General features: G+C 73.2%; 13 protein-coding genes. 7 read left to right on the plus strand and 6 right to left on the minus strand.

Translation table 11 applies throughout. The annotated features are described in order from the left end of the window. Window positions 1-1,302 (plus strand): outer membrane protein assembly factor BamB family protein (locus ABTY20_RS31955; RefSeq protein WP_352000641.1); only part of this gene is annotated, 1,302 nt, incomplete at its 5' end. Window positions 1,303-1,472: 170 nt separating this feature from the next. Beyond that, window positions 1,473-1,985 (plus strand): hypothetical protein, encoded by a 513-nt coding sequence (locus ABTY20_RS31960; RefSeq protein ID WP_352000642.1) that lies wholly within the window; start codon window positions 1,473-1,475, stop codon window positions 1,983-1,985. A gap of 354 nt (window positions 1,986-2,339) precedes the next feature. Here ABTY20_RS31960 and afsS read toward each other — a convergent pair whose 3' ends face one another. Continuing rightward, window positions 2,340-2,531: a regulatory protein AfsS gene (gene afsS / locus ABTY20_RS31965; protein ID WP_352000643.1), complete on the minus strand. Its 192-nt coding sequence runs from the start codon at window positions 2,529-2,531 to the stop codon at window positions 2,340-2,342. Window positions 2,532-2,745: 214 nt separating this feature from the next. Continuing rightward, window positions 2,746-5,703 carry an SARP-family global regulator AfsR gene (gene afsR, locus ABTY20_RS31970; RefSeq protein WP_352000644.1) on the minus strand — a complete coding sequence of 986 codons (2,958 nt, stop codon included), beginning with the start codon at window positions 5,701-5,703 and terminating at the stop codon, window positions 2,746-2,748. A 292-nt stretch (window positions 5,704-5,995) separates the two neighbouring features. Here afsR and ABTY20_RS31975 point away from each other — a divergent pair, with 292 nt between their 5' ends. From ABTY20_RS31975 to ABTY20_RS31990, 4 genes are all read left to right on the plus strand, one after another. Beyond that, on the plus strand, window positions 5,996-6,202 hold the full coding sequence (locus tag ABTY20_RS31975; RefSeq protein ID WP_352000645.1) for a hypothetical protein: 207 nt from the start codon (window positions 5,996-5,998) through the stop codon (window positions 6,200-6,202). Between the two features lie 95 nt (window positions 6,203-6,297). After that, the gene (locus ABTY20_RS31980; RefSeq protein WP_352000646.1) at window positions 6,298-7,158 is read left to right on the plus strand and encodes an LLM class F420-dependent oxidoreductase; all 861 of its coding nucleotides are present in this window, start codon (window positions 6,298-6,300) and stop codon (window positions 7,156-7,158) included. Window positions 7,159-7,182: 24 nt separating this feature from the next. Next, complete coding sequence (locus ABTY20_RS31985) at window positions 7,183-9,771, plus strand: bifunctional FO biosynthesis protein CofGH (protein ID WP_352000647.1); 2,589 nt, start codon at window positions 7,183-7,185, stop codon at window positions 9,769-9,771. 126 nt (window positions 9,772-9,897) lie between these two features. Continuing rightward, window positions 9,898-10,467 carry a hypothetical protein gene (locus ABTY20_RS31990; protein ID WP_352000648.1) on the plus strand — a complete coding sequence of 190 codons (570 nt, stop codon included), beginning with the start codon at window positions 9,898-9,900 and terminating at the stop codon, window positions 10,465-10,467. A gap of 67 nt (window positions 10,468-10,534) precedes the next feature. Here ABTY20_RS31990 and ABTY20_RS31995 read toward each other — a convergent pair whose 3' ends face one another. Further along, window positions 10,535-11,047 carry a DUF2165 domain-containing protein gene (locus ABTY20_RS31995; protein ID WP_352000649.1) on the minus strand — a complete coding sequence of 171 codons (513 nt, stop codon included), beginning with the start codon at window positions 11,045-11,047 and terminating at the stop codon, window positions 10,535-10,537. Window positions 11,048-11,293: 246 nt separating this feature from the next. On the opposite strand from ABTY20_RS31995, the gene ABTY20_RS32000 reads away from it, so the two are divergent. Then, a complete protein-coding gene (locus ABTY20_RS32000) occupies window positions 11,294-12,412 on the plus strand; it encodes an ADP-ribosylglycohydrolase family protein (protein WP_352000650.1) in 1,119 nt (372 codons plus the stop codon). 6 nt (window positions 12,413-12,418) lie between these two features. Here ABTY20_RS32000 and ABTY20_RS32005 read toward each other — a convergent pair whose 3' ends face one another. The 3 genes from ABTY20_RS32005 to ABTY20_RS32015 all read right to left on the minus strand — a co-directional run. After that, window positions 12,419-13,978: a sodium:solute symporter family protein gene (locus tag ABTY20_RS32005; RefSeq protein ID WP_352000651.1), complete on the minus strand. Its 1,560-nt coding sequence runs from the start codon at window positions 13,976-13,978 to the stop codon at window positions 12,419-12,421. Window positions 13,979-14,227: 249 nt separating this feature from the next. Then, window positions 14,228-16,075, minus strand: coding sequence for a DUF8823 domain-containing protein (locus ABTY20_RS32010; protein WP_352000652.1), 1,848 nt, complete (start codon window positions 16,073-16,075; stop codon window positions 14,228-14,230). 112 nt (window positions 16,076-16,187) lie between these two features. Next, on the minus strand, window positions 16,188-18,204 hold a 2,017-nt coding region (locus ABTY20_RS32015), incomplete at its 5' end, for a D-alanyl-D-alanine carboxypeptidase (protein ID WP_352000653.1).

Consider the following 18,204-nt stretch of genomic DNA (forward strand, 5'->3'; position numbering starts at 1 on the left):
GTGCCCATCGGACCCGGCCCGCGCGTCGCCGACACGCGCGCGGCCGCCGCCCTGGCACCCCGGCCGGAGGCCGCCCTGGCCGCCATCTGGTCCAAGCCGCGCCCCGGCGTCAACGGCGCCGACCCGGCCGTACCGGCGCCCACGGCGCCCACCGCGGCCCCGGAGCAGCCCGGCGGCTGGCGTCCGTGGCGCTTCCGCATGTCCAACGACGTCTGGGGCACCCCGGCCGTCGACGGCGACCTCGTCTACGTCACCTCCTTCGAGGTGCACGCCCTCGACGTCGCCACCGGCCGGCGCCGCTTCAAGACCCGTGACGTCGCCTGGTCGATGGCGGTCGCCGACGGCCGTATCCACGCCTCCGACGGGCCCACCCTGTTCGCCCTGGACGCCCGTGAGGGCGGCGACCTGTGGCGGCTGTCCACGGACGCCTGGGTGTACTCCCTCAAGGCGGACCGCGGCACCGTCGTCACCGGCACGCGCGGCGGCGGCGTCCAGGCGTGGGAGGCGTCCACCGGGCGGAAGCTGTGGGAGGTCACCGGCTGCCAGACCGACTTCGAGTCCCCCGAGGCCGGCCCCGCCGTCCACGAGGGCACGGTCTACGTCTGGCAGGACGCCCGGCTGCGCGCCCTCGACGCCCGCACCGGCGACGAGCGCTGGTCGTACCCGATCGGCGACGCGGCCTCCTGCGGCGGCGTGCCGGTCCGCGTGACGCACGCCCCCGACGGCTACGTCTACGTCTGCGCCGGCACCCGCGTCCTCGCCCTGGAGGTCACCACCGGCCACGTCCGCTGGCACTTCGAGGCCCCGGCGGTCTTCCTCGCCCCGCCCGCGTTCGTCCCCGGCCCGGCGGTCACCGGCGGCGGCCTCTACCTCGCCGACTACCTCGGCACGGTCTACGCCCTCGACGCCACCGACGGGCGCGACCGCTGGCGCATCGCCACCGAGTCCCGCGCCTCCGTCGAGCCGGTCCTGGTCGCCGCCGGCCACGTCCACGTGGGCAGCGGCAAGGGCCTGTACACCCTGGACGCGGTCACCGGCACGCCCAAGTGGCGCTTCCAGTCCGGCGGCGAGATCGTGGGCGCGCCCGCGGTCGCCGAGGGCCGCATCCACTTCGGCTCCAGCGACCACCTGCTGTACACGCTGAAGGCCGACGACGGCCGCCTGAGGTGGAAGCTGGCGACCGGTGGCGAGATCACCGGCTCCCCGGTGGTCCGGGACGGCGTGGTGTACGCGTGCAGCAAGGACCGCTGCGTGTACGCGCTGGACGCGGAGAAGGGGACGGGCACGGCCCGCACGGCGTAGGCGGGGTGCGGGACGGCCGTCGTACCGGGGTGCACGGAAGGGCGGTCGGACGGCGGCCGTCGCCGCCGGGAGCGGCGGCCCGCCGCTCCCGCCGCAGACGCTACGCCGGGGACGCGGCGGTCGCCAGACGGTGACATGTCAGTGACACGAAGATCGATAGCCTGGCGGTCATGCATTCCCGGGGGAACACACTCAGGCTCACAGCGGTCTCGGCACTCGTCGTCCTCGCCCTCACCGGTTTCTCGACCGGTCGCGGTCACGGCGGCGGCAGCGGCGACGGGGGCGGCGGCTGCAGCAGCTCCGGCCAGAACCACGACTCGTCGTCGGGCTCGGGCGGCGGCTCGCACCGCGACGACGATGACGACCACGACCACAACGACGCGGGGGACGGGGGCGGAAGCGCTTCCTCGTCCGAGCAGGACGCCCTGGTGTCCCTGATGGCCTGCGCCTCGAAGGAGACCCCGTACGCCCTGGTCGAGGTCGTCAACCAGAACACCGCGGACGGCGTCTTCACCGTCACCGTGAGGTTCGAGGACGAGACCGGCGCGGAGGTCGTCACCCACTCCCAGGACGTCGCCGTACCCGGGTCCGGGACGGTGCCGGTCCGGGTGGGGATCGGCGACGGGGACGTGACCCGGATCGCCACGTGCGAACCCGGCATGTTCGCCGAGCCGGCCGGCTGACCCGACCGGGGACCGCGGGTGGCCCGACGGCCGCTCGGAGCCGGCGGGAGGGACACCTCCGCCGCCCCGGAGCGCGGGACGTGCCGGACTTCCGGGCGACCCCGTCGGAGCGGGCCGTGTCCCGCCGGTGGGCCTCACGGGCGCCGTGGCGGCCGTGAGGCCCCGCTCCCCGCGGCGAGTGCCTCGGCCCCGTCGGTGGTCGGGCGATGCGCCGGGCGGGTGCCGGCCGGGCGGCACCACGACGCCGTCCCGCGGGCCCACCGGCATCGCGTTCCCGGCCGACGCCGGACGCACATCGGCCGCGACGGCTCCCCCTCCGCGCCGCCGCGGCCGATCCCCGTGCGGGAAGGACGGCTACTTGCCGCCGTCGAGGTTCAGAGCCGGCGGAGCCGGGGCGTGGTTGTCGAGAGTGACGACGGGGTCGTTCGCCGGCGGGGCCGGTGCGTGGTTGTCCATCGTGACGAACTCGCCGCCCTTCGGCGGAGCGGGCGCGTGGTTGTCCAGCGTGGTGATCTCTTCGTCCTGGGTCTTCTTGACGTCGCTCATGCTGCGGCTTCTCCCCGTGTGCGAGTGGACGTTCAGGTCGTCCTTGTCCGGCGGTTCCCCCGAGAGCCGCCGGACAAGGACGATGCGGGCTCTCACCTTAGGCGGTGGGAGCCGCCGATCCGCTTGCCCCCCGACGCGACGGATCAGTGGGCTCAGCCTCGCAGCGAGCCATAAACGTTCGATGAACGTCCTGCGGACGGACCGCCCGGACCGCTCAGACCGCAGACGCCGGGCTGAGCCGTGCCCGTACTGCTTCGGCCTCCGCGGCGCCGGCCTGCTCGTACAGGGACAGGGCTTCCCGCCAGCAGGCCCGTGCGCGGTCCGACTGCCCCAGCGCGTCCAGGGATTCACCGAGGGTCGTGAGGACGTTGGCCCGCATGCGATCACCGCCGATACAGCCGACGGCGAGTGCCTGCTCGGCGTGTTGTGCCGTACTGGCGGGCGACTGCGCGGCGAAGTGCGCCTGTGCGATGCGGAAGTGGGTCGTCCCCTCCCAGAGCCGCTGCCGGTTCGTCCGGAACATCCTCAGTGCCTCGGTCAGTTCGGCGAGCGCCTCGGTGATGCGCCCGGCCGAGGTGTAGGCCAGCCCCAGCGCGTAGCGGGCGTTGGCGAGGCGGAGCGTGAGGCCCAGCCGGTCGTATATGCGGATGCCCTCCTGCGCGAGCCTGATGGCGTGCGCGGTGTTGCCCATGGCCAGGCGGACGCGGGAAAGGTTGCACAGGGCGCTCGCCTCGAGCGGAGCGTTGCCGTCTTGCCTCGATCCGTCGATGGCCGTCAGGAGGTGCTCCTCCGCGTCGCTGTTGCGCCCCTGGATCAACGCGATGATCCCTCGGTCGTTGCTGGCCCAGTAGAGCGGGATGAAGTCCCCCACCGCCTGTGCGAGCCGCACGGCTCGGCTCGCCTCCTCCTCGGCCTCGTCGTACCGGCCTGCGACCAGATGGACGTTGATCAGCGCCGTGCGCGCCCTTCCCTCGGCCCGGCGGTCCCCCGCGGCCCGTGCCGCCTCCTTGGCGGCGACCGCGGCCCATTCGTACTGCTTGGAGTTCGCCCCCGACTCGCCCAGGTCCTTGGCGGCCCACAACAGGTCGACGCCCCGGCGGAGCCGGTCGCCCCGGAGTGCCTGCCGGGCGCTGGAGAGAAGGGAATTGGCCTCCACGTACAGCCAGTCGAGGGCGTCCTGCCGCTCGCTGAACCGCAGCCCGTCGTACTGGGTCGGTTCGAGGTGATCGATGAGCCTGTCACCCGGCCGCTCGATCGCGTACACCTCCGCCGCCGTCGCCAGGTAGAAGTCCAGCAACCGCGACAGCGCCGCCTCCCGCTCGTCCGGCGGCTGTTCGTCCCGCTCCGCGCACGCACGCGCGTAGAGCCGCACCAGATCGTGGAACCGGTACCGCCCCGGCGCCGCCGACTCCAGCAGGGACGTGTCCACCAGGGACTCCAGCAGGTCCTCCGTGTCCTCCGCCGGCAGGTCCAGGACCGCCGCTGCCGCCGCCAGCGAGATGTCCGGGCCGTCCGCCAGCCCCAGCAGCCGGAACGCCCGTGCCTGGGCCGGCTCCAGCTGTCCGTAACCCAGCTCGAAGGTCGCCTTCACCGCCAGGTCCCCCGCCTGGAGCTCGTCCAGCCGGCGGCGTTCGTCCGCGAGCTTCGCCGCCAGCACCGAGACCGTCCACGTCCTCCTCGACGCCAGGCGGGACGCCGCGACGCGGATCGCCAGCGGCAGGAACCCGCAGGCCGCCACCACGTCCAGGGCGGCCTCGCGCTCGGACCTCACCCGTTCCTCGCCGACGATCCTCGTGAAGAGCGCCAGTGCCTCCTCCGGCGACATCACGTCCAGGTCGACCAGGTGCGCGCCGGCCAGGCCCGTCATCCGGACCCGCGACGTCACCAGCGCCGCGCAGCCCGCCGTCCCCGGCAGCAGGGGCCTCACCTGCGCCGCGTCCCGCGCGTTGTCCAGCAGCACCAGGACCCTGCGGCCGTCCAGCACCGAGCGGTACAGCGCCGCCCGCTCCTCCAGCGATTCCGGGATCGCCGAGTCCGCCGTGCCGAGGGCGCGCAGGAAGGAGCCCAGGACCGTCTCCGGTTCCGCGGACCGGGCGCCGGCGCCCTGGAGGTCGACGTACAGCTGGCCGTCGGGGAAGGCGGCCCGGGCCCGGTGGGCCATGTGGACGGCGAGGGTCGTCTTGCCGACGCCGCCGATGCCGGCCAGCGCCGACACCGCCATCACCCGGGCCCCCTCCCCGGACGCCGACGCGAGGATCCCGCTCAGCTCCCGAACGAAGGACGCGCGCCCCGTGAAGTCCGGCACCGTCGCCGGGAGCTGGGCCGGGCGGACGGGGACCGCCACCGGTTCCGCCATGGGGGCCGACGGTTCCGCCAGGCCCGGGTCGGCCCGGAGGATGCGCTGCTGGAGTTCCTGGAGGCCGGGGCGCGGGTCGACGCCGAGTTCGTCGGCGAGGAGACGGCGGGTGTCCGCGTACACCGCGAGCGCCTCCGCCTGGCGGCCGCTGCGGTACAGGGCCAGCATCAGCAGCTCGCGCAACCGCTCCCGCAGCGGGTGCGCCGCCGTCAGCGCCGTCAGTTCCGAGACCGCCTCCGCGTGGCAGCCCTGCTCCAGGTCCATGTCCAGCCTGGACTCCAGGAGTTGGAGCCGCCATTCCTCCAGGCGGACCCGCTGGGCCTCCGCGTACGGTCCCGGCACCCCCGCCAGCGTCTCGCCGTCCCACAGGGACAGCGCGCGGTTCAGCGCCTCCCGCGCGTGGTGCAGGTCCCCGGTGTTCCGCGCCTTCTCCGCCTGTGCCGCCAGCTCCTGCGCCGCCGCGAGGTCCAGTGCGCCCTCGTCGAGCCCGCGCACCGCGTAGCCGCCGGACTCGCTGACCAGGACACCGGGGTCCAGTACCTTCCGCAGCCGGGAGGCGTAGGTGCGCACCGCGGCCAGCGCCTGGGACGGCGGTTCCTCGCCCCACAGAGCGTCGATGAGTTCGGCCGCCGTGGCCGTACGGCCCTCGCGGAGCAACAGGGCGGCGAGCAGGGCGCGTTGCTGAGGGCTGCCGGCGGCGACCGGCTCGCCGTCGCGCCAGGCGCGCACCGGGCCGAGCACGCTGAAGCGCAGCGCCTCCGGCTCCGCCGAGGAGCCGGGACGCCGCTGCTCCGGTCCTCGCGGCACACCGTCCATCCAGTCCCCCTCTGCATCCCGAGCAACTACGCCAGTTTGCCTTGTTCATGGCGGAAGCGGCAGTCGTGCGAGACGGCGATCACACGGCGGTCACACGGCGGTCACGCGGGGAGCGGGGAGTCGTCACCGGGCCCACACAGGTCCGCCCCCCGGTCGTCCCGATCCGTCCGCGTCCCCGTCCTTCCCCGTCCCCGGAATCCGCGCGGCGGCGGGGGAGGACGGGGACGCCGGTGTGCGACCTTTGTGGTGAACGGCGAACCGCCGTACGGGAGAAGGGGATCGAGGGCAGACCATGAGACTCGCCTGGTTCGTCTGGGTCATCCGGCACATCAACGAGTTCGGCTTCAGCCACGGCCCCGTAAAGGGCGCGATCGGAACGGTCGCCGTGCTGCTCACCGCCGTGCTGCTCGGTTTCGCGCTGCGCCGCCACCGGCCGGCCGACCTGGCGGCCGGCGGTTTCACGGCGGTCGTGGGGATCGGCTGGCTGGCCTTCCACTGAGCGGATCCGGGGAGGGGGTGCCGACCGGTCGGTATGGACAGATGGGGGCCGCACGGGTAGGTATGGGTCCGTCGTCCGCGTACGAAAGGCCACTCATGCGCATCGCCGTCACGATCTTCCTCACCGACGAGACGATCACCCCGGTCCGGCTCGCCCGTGAGCTGGAGCAGCGCGGGTTCGCCGGGCTGTACCTGCCGGAGCACACGCACATCCCCGTCGAGCGCACCAGCCCGTACCCGGCGGGCGGGGAGCTGCCGCGGGAGTACGGCCGCACGCTCGACCCCTTCGTCGCGCTCGGGCAGGCCGCCGCCGTCACCGAACGGCTGGGGCTCGGCACCGGCATCACGCTCGCCGCGCAGCACGACCCGATCGACCTGGCCAAGCAGGTCGCGACCCTGGACCACCTCTCCGGCGGCCGGTTCACGCTCGGCCTCGGCTTCGGCTGGAACGTGGAGGAGGCCGCCGACCACGGCGTGGAGTGGCGGACCCGGCGGGAGCTGGTGCGGGACCGGATGGGGCTGATGCGGGCGCTGTGGGCGGACGAACCGACGGCGTACGAAGGGGAGTTCGGGAGCGTGCGGGCGAGCTTCGCGCACCCCAAGCCGGTGCAGAAGCCGCGCGGACCGGTGGTCGGGCCGCGCACGCTGGTCGGCGGGGCGGCGGGCCCGAAGCTGTTCGCGAGCGTCTGCGAGTACGCCGACGGCTGGCTGCCGATCGGCGGGCGGGGCCTGACGGAGGCCCTGCCCGCGCTGCGCGCCGCCTGGGCCGACGCGGGCCGCGACCCCGGGGCCCTCCAGGTGGTGCCGTACGCCGTCCTGCCCAGCGCGGGCAAGCTGGCCCACTTCGCGGGGCTGGGCATCGAGGAGGTCGTGGTGCAGCTGCCGCCGGAGGGGGAGGCGGGGGTGCTGCGGGCGCTGGACGCGTTCCAGCCGTTCGTGGAGGGAGAGGGGGCCTGAGCTGTCCGAACGTATGCTCAGAGAATGACGACTTCCGTGACCACCGGAACCGGCGGCCCCACCGAGAACTCCCTGCGGCGCGCCCTCAGACGCGCCCGGGACGGCGTCTCCCTGGACGTCTCCGAGGCGGCGGTCCTGCTCCAGGCGCGCGGTGAGCACCTTCAGGATCTCTCCGCGTCGGCCGCCCGGGTGCGGGACGCGGGGCTCGAGGCGGCGGGGCGGCCCGGGGTCATCACGTACTCCAAGAGCGTCTTCGTCCCGCTGACCCGGCTGTGCCGGGACAAGTGCCACTACTGCACGTTCGTCACCGTGCCCGGCAAGCTGCGCCGGGCCGGGCACGGGATGTTCATGTCGCCGGACGAGGTGCTGGACGTCGCCCGCAAGGGCGCCGCCGCCGGCTGCAAGGAAGCCCTCATCACCCTCGGCGACAAGCCCGAGGACCGCTGGCCCGAGGCGCGCGAGTGGCTCGACGCGCACGGCTACGACGACACGATCGCCTACGTCCGCGCCGTCTCCGTCCGGATCCTGGAGGAGACGGGACTCCTCCCGCACCTCAACCCGGGCGTCCTGAGCTGGACGGACTTCCAGCGCCTCAAGCCGGTCGCGCCCTCCATGGGCATGATGCTGGAGACCACCGCCACCCGCCTGTGGTCCGAGCCCGGCGGCCCCCACCACGGCTCCCCGGACAAGGAGCCGGCCGTGCGGCTGCGGGTCCTGGAGGACGCCGGCCGCTCCTCGGTCCCCTTCACCTCCGGCATCCTCATCGGCATCGGGGAGACCTACGAGGAGCGCGCCGAGTCGCTGTTCGCGCTGCGGAAGGTCGCCCGCGCCCACCACGGCATCCAGGAACTGATCATCCAGAACTTCCGCGCCAAGCCGGACACCGCGATGCGCGGCATGCCGGACGCGGAACTGGACGAACTGGTCGCCGCCGTCGCCGTCGCCCGGCTGGTCCTCGGCCCCTCGGCCTGTCTGCAGGCCCCGCCGAACCTGGTCGACGCCGAGTACGGGCGGCTGATCGCGGCCGGCATCGACGACTGGGGCGGGGTCTCCCCGCTCACCATCGACCACGTCAACCCCGAGCGCCCCTGGCCGCGGATCGAGGAACTGGCCGAGAAGTCCCGGGCGGCCGGCTTCGAACTGCGCGAACGACTCTGCGTCTACCCGGAGTTCGTGCGGCGCGGCGAGCCGTGGCTGGACCCGCGGCTGCGCCCCCACGTGGCCGCCCTCGCCGACCCGGCCACGGGCCTGGCGCGCCCCGACGTCCTCCCGCGGGGGCTGCCCTGGCAGGAACCGGACGAGGCGTTCACCGCGACCGGCCGCACCGATCTGCACCGCACCATCGACACCGAGGGCCGCACCGGCGACCGGCGCGAGGACTTCGACGAGGTCTACGGCGACTGGGACGCCCTGCGCGAGGCCGCCGCCCCCGGCATGGTGCCCGAGCGCATCGACACCGATGTGCGCGAGGCCCTGCGCACGGCGGCCGACGACCCGACGAAGCTCACGGACGCCGAGGCGCTGGCGCTGCTGCACGCCGACGGGCCCGCCCTGGACGCGCTGTGCCGGATCGCGGACGACGTCCGCAGGTCGGCGGTGGGCGACGACGTGACGTACATCGTCACCCGCAACATCAACTTCACCAACGTCTGCTACACCGGCTGCCGCTTCTGCGCCTTCGCCCAGCGCCGCACCGACGCGGACGCCTACACGCTCTCGCTCGACCAGGTCGCCGACCGCGCCCAGCAGGCGTGGGACGTGGGCGCGGTGGAGGTCTGCATGCAGGGCGGCATCCACCCCGACCTGCCCGGGACGGCGTACTTCGACATCGCGCGGGCGGTGAAGGAGCGCGTCCCCGGCATGCACGTGCACGCCTTCTCCCCGATGGAGGTCGTCAACGGCGCGACCCGCACCGGCATGTCGATCCGGGAGTGGCTCACGGCGGCGAAGGAGGCCGGCCTGGACACCATCCCCGGCACGGCCGCCGAGATCCTCGACGACGAGGTCCGCTGGATCCTGACCAAGGGCAAACTGCCGGCGGCGACCTGGACCGAGGTGGTCACCACCGCCCACGAGCTGGGCATCCGCTCCTCCTCGACGATGATGTACGGCCACGTCGACCAGCCCCGCCACTGGCTGGGCCACCTGCGCACCCTGGCGGGGATCCAGCAGCGGACCGGCGGGTTCACGGAGTTCGTGACCCTTCCCTTCGTGCACACCAACGCCCCCGTCTACCTGGCCGGCATCGCCCGCCCGGGGCCGACGGTCCGCGACAACCGCGCGGTCACGGCGATGGCCCGCCTGCTGCTGCACCCGCACATCCCGAACATCCAGACCAGCTGGGTGAAACTGGGCACGGAGGGGGCGGCGGAGATGCTCCGCTCCGGGGCGAACGACCTCGGCGGGACGCTCATGGAGGAGACGATCTCGCGGATGGCGGGCTCGTCGTACGGCTCCTACAAGTCGGTCAAGGACCTGATCGCGGTCGCGGAGGCCGCCGGACGCCCCGCCAAACCCCGTACGACCCTGTACGGCGAGGTGCCGGAGGAGCGCCGCCGTACGGCGGAGGCCTCGGACGGTCACCTGCCGGAGCTGTTGCCGGTACTGGAATGAGAGGGACCGGGGAAGCGCGGGGGCTGGCAGTAGGATGATCCGAACCGCGTTCGATCGGGACCCGCGGCCTTCGGGCCGGAACCCGTGGCCCTCGATCGGGACCCGTAGCTGAGGAGATGCGTACCGGTGCCTGCCCGTCTTCCTTCGTGGGCCTGGGTGACCGGGCTGACCACGGGGGCGATTGCCGCGGTGGCGGTCCTGGCCGTCCAGGCGGACCAGGGGACGAAGCCCGTCGCCGCCACGCCCCGGCCGAGCGCGTCGGCGACGGCGGACGCGAAACCGTCCGCGGAGCCGGAGGGGAAGAGGAAGCCGGCGCCGGTGCCGGCCGACTCGGGCACCGGCCGCCGGATCGTCTACTCCCTCGGTGAGAAGCGGGTCTGGCTGGTGGACGCCAGCGACACGCCCCGGCGCTCCTTCGCGGTCTGGCCGGGCACGGTCTCCCCGGACCCCGGCACGTACACGATCGGCAAGCGCACCGAGGCCACCACCGGCAGCGACGGGGTGGAGGTCGAGCACATCATGTACTTCGCCCAGAAGTCCGGTGTCTTCGTCGCCTTCTCCAACGCGGTCGACGGCTCCTCGCCCCCGCCCGCCGACCCGGGCGCGCGGACGGGCGGCATCCGCGTCGGCAAACCCGACGGCAAGGCCCTGTGGACCTTCGGCGCGGCGGGCACGACGGTCCGGGTCGTCGAGTAGCCGCGGCGCACCCGGACCTTCCCGGCCACCCCGCCCGGGTGGTCACGGGCGAAGGCGCTGCGGACCCTCAGCGGGCGTCGTCCCTTGCGGCGTGAGTCACCGGCAGGTGGACGACCAGCAGGACCACGCCGCTGAGGACGAAGACGCGGAGGGCCGCGTCCAGGCCGTTCCAGTCCTCCGACTGCCACATCGCGAACCACTCGCCGCCGATCGCCGTGAAGCCCGCGCCGAAGAGGAGCATCACCATCAGCAGGCCGTAGGTGGAGACGCGGCGGGCGCGTGCGGGGTCGGGGCGGGTCCAGAGCCAGGTGCCGTACACCAGGACCAGCGCGGCGGCCGTCTCCCAGACGATGATCGCGACGTACGCGGCGTCCTGCACGCCCTCGTTCGTGATCGCGCGCCACATCAGGTCCTCGTCCCCGAACGTGGTGTCCATCGCGAGCACGTGCCGGACGAATTCCCGGTTGGTCCCGAAGTCCGTGATGTTGCCGAAGGCGACCAGCGCCATGTAGAGGGCGACGGAGGCGGTGAGCAGCGTGGCGGCGAGGCGTAACGCGCCGCGTGAGGTTGTGGCGGACATGACGGTTTCCTTCCCCCGTGCGGCGGCCCGTATCCAGGAGGCCCCGGGTCCGCGCGAGGTGGGCCGGAAGGCGGGCGAGGGGCGCGCTCCGCGCCGCCGGGCCGGGCGGGGACCCCGGCCGGCCGCTTCCGGTCGTACGGTTCACACGCTTCTCACCCCGCGTACCGATCGCCCCCTGAACCCACCGTCCCCGTTCGATTACAGTGCTGGGCGTCGTACGTACGGACGGTGCCCCGGGAGGTCTTGGTGGGCGGTACTGCCGGGCCCGTGTGGGGGCGGCGCGAGCAGCAGGACTTCCGCGGCCGGGTGCGCGGGACGCTGCTCGGGGTCGCCCTCGGGGACGCGCTGGGCGCGCCCGTGGACGGGGTGACGGCCGACGGGATCCGCCAGGCGCACGGCACGGAGGGCCTCGTCGACCTCGCCCCCGCCTACGGCCGGCGCGGCGCCGTCACCCACCACACCCAGCTCACCCTCTTCTCCGTGGACGGCCTGATCCGCGCCCAGGTGCGGCGCGACACCGGCGCCTGGCACCCGCCGACCGATCTGCACCGGGCGTATCTGCGCTGGGCCACCACCCAGCGGGACTGGGGTCCGGACGAGCGGCGCAGGGACGACGGATGGCTGGCGCGCGAGGAGTGGCTGTACGCCCGCCGGGACCCCGCCCGCACGCTGCTGCTGGGGCTCGGGGACGACACCATGGGGACGCTCGAGGCGCCCAAGAACCCCGGTGGGGCGGGGCCCGAGGCCGCCGCCCGGTCCGCGCCGTTCGGGCTGCTCGTCGGCTGGGAGCCGCAGCTCGTCGCGCAGCTCGCCGTGGAGTGCGCGGCGCAGACCCACGGCCATCCGGTCGCCTGCCTCGCGGCGGGCGCGTACGCCGTGATCGTGCACGGGCTGGCCCGGGGCGAGAGCCTGGACGCGGCGGTGCAGCGCACGCTCGTGCTGCTGGCCGCCCGGCCGGGGCACCAGCCGGTGTCGGACGCGCTCCAGCACGCGCTGGACGCCGTGCGACAGGGGATGCCCACCCCGCGACGGGTCACCGAGCTGGTCGGGAACGCCACCGCCGAAGGGCTGCTCGCCGCCGCCGTGTACTGCGCGCTGGTGGCGGAGGACGTGCGGCAGGGGCTCTGCCTGGCCGTGAACCACGACGGACCCAGCGCCGCCGCCGGGGCGCTGACCGGCGGGCTGCTCGGGGCGTTGCACGGCGAGACGGCCCTCCCGCCGGCCTGGCTGGCCGAGCTGGAGGGCCGTCCCACGATCCTGGAGCTCGCCGACGACTTCGCGATGGAGATGACCCAGGGGCCCGCACTGCACGGGCCCGCCGGCTCGTCCCCCGCCTGGCTGGCGAGATATCCCAGGGGCGCCTGAGGGCCGTCAGTCCCGCGCCCGGGCGGTCCTCTCCGCCGGGGCCGGGACCGCCGCCGCGGCCGCGTCGTCGTCGCCGTCGGTGTTGACGCGTTCGATGATCGCCATCCGCTCCGGGGTGTCCTCCGGCTTCGCGTAGCCGATCAGGACGTACAGGACCAGCGAGACCGCCAGCGGGACGGAGACCTGGTACTCCAGTGGCACGCCGCCGTCGACGGCCCAGTGGATCGGGTAGTTCACCAGCCAGAAGGCCAGCAGGCCCAGGGCCCAGCTGGTGAGCGCCGCCGTCGGGCCGGAGCGGCGGAACGGCCGCAGCAGGCCCAGCATCATCGGGATGGCGATCGGGCCCATCAGTCCGGCCACCCACTTGATGACGACCGTGATGATGTCCTTGAAGGCCGGCGAGTTGACCTGGGTGGCGACCGCCATGGACAGGCCGAGGAAGACCACCGTCGTGATCCGGGCCGCGAGCAGGCCGGACCGCTCGCCCCAGCTCCGCGCCCTCGCCGACAGCACCGGCGCCACGTCACGGGTGAAGACGGCCGCGATGGCGTTGGCGTCCGAGGAGCACATGGCCATCGTGTGGGAGAAGAAACCGACGATGACCAGACCCAGCAGGCCGTGCGGCAGCAGCTGCTCGGTCATCAGGGCGTAGGAGTCGGAGCCGTCCGCCTTCTGGGACTCCACCAGCAGCGGCGACATCCACATCGGGAAGAACAGGATCACCGGCCAGACCAGCCACAGCACCGCCGACAGCCGTGCCGAGCGCTCCGCCTCGCGGGCGTCGGGGGTGGCCATGTAGCGCTGGGCCTGGTTGAGCATGCCGCCGTTGTACTCGAACAGCTTGATGAAGAGGAACGCCAGCAGGAAGACCGTGCCGTACGGTCCGACCAGCGGCTCCCCGTGGCCCTGGAGCTCCGGCTCGTCCCACGCCCCGAGGAAGCCCCCGTGGTCGCCGAGTTCGAGCACCACCGCGACGAACATCGCGACGCCGGCCAGCAGCTGGATGACGAACTGCCCGAGCTCGGTCAGCGCGTCCGCCCACAGGCCGCCGATGGTGCAGTAGATCGCGGTGACGACGCCGGTGATGAGGATGCCCTGGTTGAGCGAGACGCCGGTGAACACCGACAGCAGGGTGGCGATGGCCGCCCACTTCGCGCCCACGTCCACGATCTTCAGCAGCATGCCGGACCAGGCCAGCGCCTGCTGGGTCCTCAGGTCGTAACGGTTCTTCAGGTACTCCAGCGGAGAGGCCACATGGAGCCGGGAGCGCAGCCGGTTGATCCGCGGGGCGAACAGCTTGGACCCGATGGCGATGCCGAAGGCGATGGGGAAGGACCAGGTGACGAAGGACGTCACGCCGTAGGTGTAGGCGATGCCGGCGTAGCCGGTGAACATCACCGCGCTGTACCCCGACATGTGGTGGGAGATGCCGGAGAGCCACCAGGGCATCTTGCCGCCGGCCGTGAAGAAGTCGCTGACGTTGTCCACCCGCTTGTGGGACCAGACGCCGATGCCGACCATCACGGCGAAGTAGCCGATGAGAACCGCCCAGTCGAGACTGTTCATGTCCCCCCTTCCAGGGTCCGCCTTGTGAACTCCACTCAGCTGGTTGGCACTTCGCCTGAGCGGGGTAGGGACGGGGAAGGTCGCGAAGTGCCCGCTCATCGTGGGCGGGGTGGCGAGGGCACGACAAGAAATCGTCGGGTCAAGAGGAAGTAAAAATGTTCGACTCACTGACCTCTGTTCATGCATATGAACAGAGGGGAGGGGTCGGGACCCCCGGGTCCGGGGTCCTCGGGACCGGGACCCGCGAGGTCAGCGCAGTTCGTCCGGGCAGGGGGTGCCCCGGTCCCACTGGTACGGAGCCGCCAGGCGGTACGTGCCCGGCTTCGGCGCGAGCAGCGTCGTCCAGGTGTCGCCGTCCGCGTCCTCCTCCGTCTCCATCAGGCAGCCGTGGACGTTCTCGTACGTCCTCGGCTCCCCCTCGGGACGGTTCTCGGAGGCCTCCGTCTCCTGCGGCGGGTCGAGCGCGTCGCCCTCGGCGTCGACGAGCCCCAGCCACGGCGAGTACGGCACGCGGATCAGGATCCGGCCCGCCTTCTCCACCCGCAGCGTCCACTCGCCCTGCTCGGCCCGCTCCACCACCGTGTTCGGCTCCGCGAGCGGGGTCGGCGCGTCCACCGCGAACAGCTGCCAGTTGGCGTCGCCCCAGATCTGCTTCAGGTACGGCAGCCCGCGCTGCACCAGCTCCCGCTCCCGCTGGCCGCCGTCGCCGTCCGGCTCGTCCTTCGGCAGCACCACGAAGTGCACGCCCCAGCGCTTCAGCCACTCCCGGTAGTTCGCCGAGTTCAGGGTGTCGTCGTAGAAGAGCGGATTGCGCTCCATGTCGGCCTGCCGGTTCCAGCCGCGGGCCAGATTGACGTACGGGGCGAGGGCGGACGCCTCACGGTGCGAACGGGCCGGGACGACCTCCACGCGGCCCCGCTCGGCGCCGACCTCCTGGAGCTCGTTCACCAGCGGCGCCAGCTCGCGCGCCCAGGACGCGCGCGGCGTGGTGTGCACGACGTCGTCGACCGACTTGAAGCCGATCCAGCCGGTGAAGCCGACGAAGGCGACGACGATCGCGTACCACTTGAGGGACCTCGGCACCGCGAACGGCAGCGCCGCGAGCAGCGCCACCCCGCCGAACAGCATCGCCAGCCGGGTCATGTTCGACCCGATCTGCGAACTGATCAGCCAGACCAGCACGATCCCGAGCCCGTACACGGCGGACGTGATCCGCACGGTCCGCCACTCCGCGGGGACCAGGACGTACACCAGGACCGAGTACAGCAGCGGCAGGATCACCGAGCCGATGCCCATCGGCTGGGTCCCCGAGAACGGGAACAGCCAGGCCGACACCGCCACCACCGCGGTGGGCGCGAGACCCAGCGCCCACGCGCCCGGCCGGCGCTTCTGCAGGAACAGCGCCACCGCCACCAGGCCGACGAACAGCCCCGCGACCGGCGAGGCCATGGTCGCCAGCGCCGCCAGCGGGGCCGCGCACAGCGCCTTCGCCCAGCGCTTGTAGCGCCACCGGTGGGGCCAGCAGAAGACGACGGCGACCGCGCCGAGCGCGAACATCGTGCCGAGCCCGAACGTCACCCGCCCCGAGGCGGCGTTGCACAGCAGCGCGAACACGCCCGCGAGCGCCGCCCACAGCGGATTGCGTACCGCCCGGCTGCGCATCAGCACCAGTGTCAGCAGTCCCGCCGACACCGTGCCCGCGATCATCATCGTGGTCCGCACGCCGAAGACCGACATCAGATACGGCGACACCACGCTGTACGACACCGGGTGCATGCCGCCGTACCAGGCGAGGTTGTACGCGGAGTCCGGGTGCCGGCCGACGAACTCGGCCCACGCGTCCTGTGCGGCGAGGTCGCCGCCGCTGTTCGCGAAGGTGAAGAACCAGACGATGTGCAGCAGCCCGGCGAGCGCGGTGACGGACAGCACCGGGTGCCGCAGCATGCGGGCGCGCACGGCGAGGACGACGGCCATGGGGGCGCCGGGGGCGTCCTCGGTGTCCCCGGGGGGCCGCGGTGTCCCGGACGGCGGTATTCGAGGGCCGGATCCCGGGCCCGGATCGGCGTCGTCGGCGCGTGTCGGCTCCGCTGTGGCCACCTGAAGACACTCCCCGTATTCCCGTTCTGCTTGCCCGTTTCGTGACGCTAGCACGCAGCCAGGCGGCCGTCGCCCGGGTGGGCGGCGGCCGCCTGGCTCGTACGTCCCCGGGTCAGGACAGACGCGTCAGCTTGCTCGTGAAGCCGGGCTCCACGAGGTCTTCCTGCAGGGCGACCGGCACCTTGACGGCACCGCTCGATCCGTCACCCACGGTAAGCACGCCCACCTTCGTGCCGGACTTCGCCGTGTGCGGCAGCTCCTCCGCGGCGAACGTCAGCTTCACCGACAGACCCGCCCAGCCGACCGCCTTGACGTCCTCGGTGACGGCGATGGGCGTACGGCCGCCGAGACCGTCGTCCACGTACCCGACGACGTCGCCCTTCTTCAGGATCTTCGCCGAGGTCAGCGCCTCCTGGGCGGCGCGCAGCGCGGGCTCGCTGACGTCGTTGACCGTCCCCAGGATCGACGGGCCCTTGTGCTGGCCGAGGATCGCGCCGACGACGGTGACCGTCTTGCCGTCCACCTCCTTGCGGGCGGCGAAGAGCAGGTTGCCGCCGGCCTTGGTGGTGGAGCCGGTCTTGATGCCGATCGCGCCCATGGTGTAGGGCAGCTCGTTGTAGTTGCTCCAGTACTTCCCGGACGGGTCCGTCCAGCTGGCGGCGCTGGTGATGGCCACCATGGCCGGGATCTTCATGGCCGCGATGCCGAGCTTCGTCTGGTCCTCGGCGGTGGAGACGGTGGTCTCCTTCAGCCCCGAGGGGTCGGTGTACGTCGTGTTGGTCATCCCGAGCTCCTCGGCGGTGTCGTTCATCTTCTTGATGAACGCCTCCTCGGAGCCCGCGTCCCAGCGCGCCAGCAGACGCGCGATGTTGTTCGCGGAGGGGATCATGACGGCCGACAGCGCCTGCTTCTCGGTGAGGGAGTCGCCGGCCTTGACGGTGTGGAGCGTGGACTCGCCGTCCTTGTAGTAGCCGCCCTCCTCCTCCGCCTTCGCGTCGACCTCGATCTTCGGGCCTTCCTCACCGGGCTTCAGCGGGTGCTCGCGCAGGATGATGTACGCCGTCATGGTCTTGGCGACCGAGCCGATGGCGACCGGCTTCTGCCCACCGAAGTGGTCCATCGTGCCGATGCCGTCGCCGCTCATCCAGCCCTGGCCCTCGTCCGGCCAGGGCAGCTTCACCCGGCCGCCGTCGAAGGTGTGGGTGTCCTCCGCGGTGAGCACCAGGGTGGGAGCCGGCAGCGGGCGCACGGCCTGCGCGATCGCAAAGGCGATCACGAGGAGCACGACCAGCGGCGCCCAGATCTTGACCCGCCGCACGGCCGTCCGCAGCGGGGTCTGCGGCGGCGGCGGGGTGTTGGTCAACTCGGCCAGCAGGTCCAGCGGCGGCTTGGGCGGCAGCGGCTGCTGCGTGGTCCGCTCGGGGCCGACCTGCGGGAGGGCGGAGGTGGCCCCGGCGGGGGTGGCGGGAGCGGCGGGCGGCTTGCGGACACCGAGGTCCTCGTCCCGCTTGAGCGCCACGAACGTGCTGGTCCGCTCGGGATCGGCGGTGCGGCCCACGTCGCCGAGCTTGAGCATGGTGGTGGGCTGGTCCACGGCCGGCGCGGAGGGCCGCCCGGTCCGGAACACGGCGGTGGGCTGATCGACGGGGCCCTCGGCCTTCGGCCGCCCGCCCTGTCGTCCCTCGTCCCCGGACTTCGGCTCGCCGTCCCCGGCGGTCCCGGCCCCGGGGGCGTCATCCGCCGCCGGCTCGTCCCCGTCGTCCCCGGAGCCTGCGGCCCCGTCCCCGTCGTCCCCGGAGCCTGCGGCCCCGTCCGCATCGGCGCCGGAGGCGGTCTTCCGGGCGTCCTCGGGTTCGTCCTCGTCGCCCGTGTCGTCCGCGGGTCCGGACTTCGGTGCGTCCGTGTCCGTGTCCGTTCCGGTGTCCTCGGGCGCGTTCTCGTCGCGGGGTGCGTCGGCCGTGGCGGCGGCGGTCCCGCTTCCGGTCCTCCCGTCCCTGGCGGTCCCGGCCCCGGGGGCGTCATCCGCCGCCGGCTCGTCCCCGTCGTCCCCGGAGCCTGCGGCCCCGTCCGCATCGGCGCCGGAGGCGGTCTTCCGGGCGTCCTCGGGTTCGTCCTCGTCGCCCGTGTCG

It is taken from the genome of Streptomyces sp. NPDC126497, from assembly GCF_040302425.1.
GTDB lineage: Bacteria > Actinomycetota > Actinomycetes > Streptomycetales > Streptomycetaceae > Streptomyces.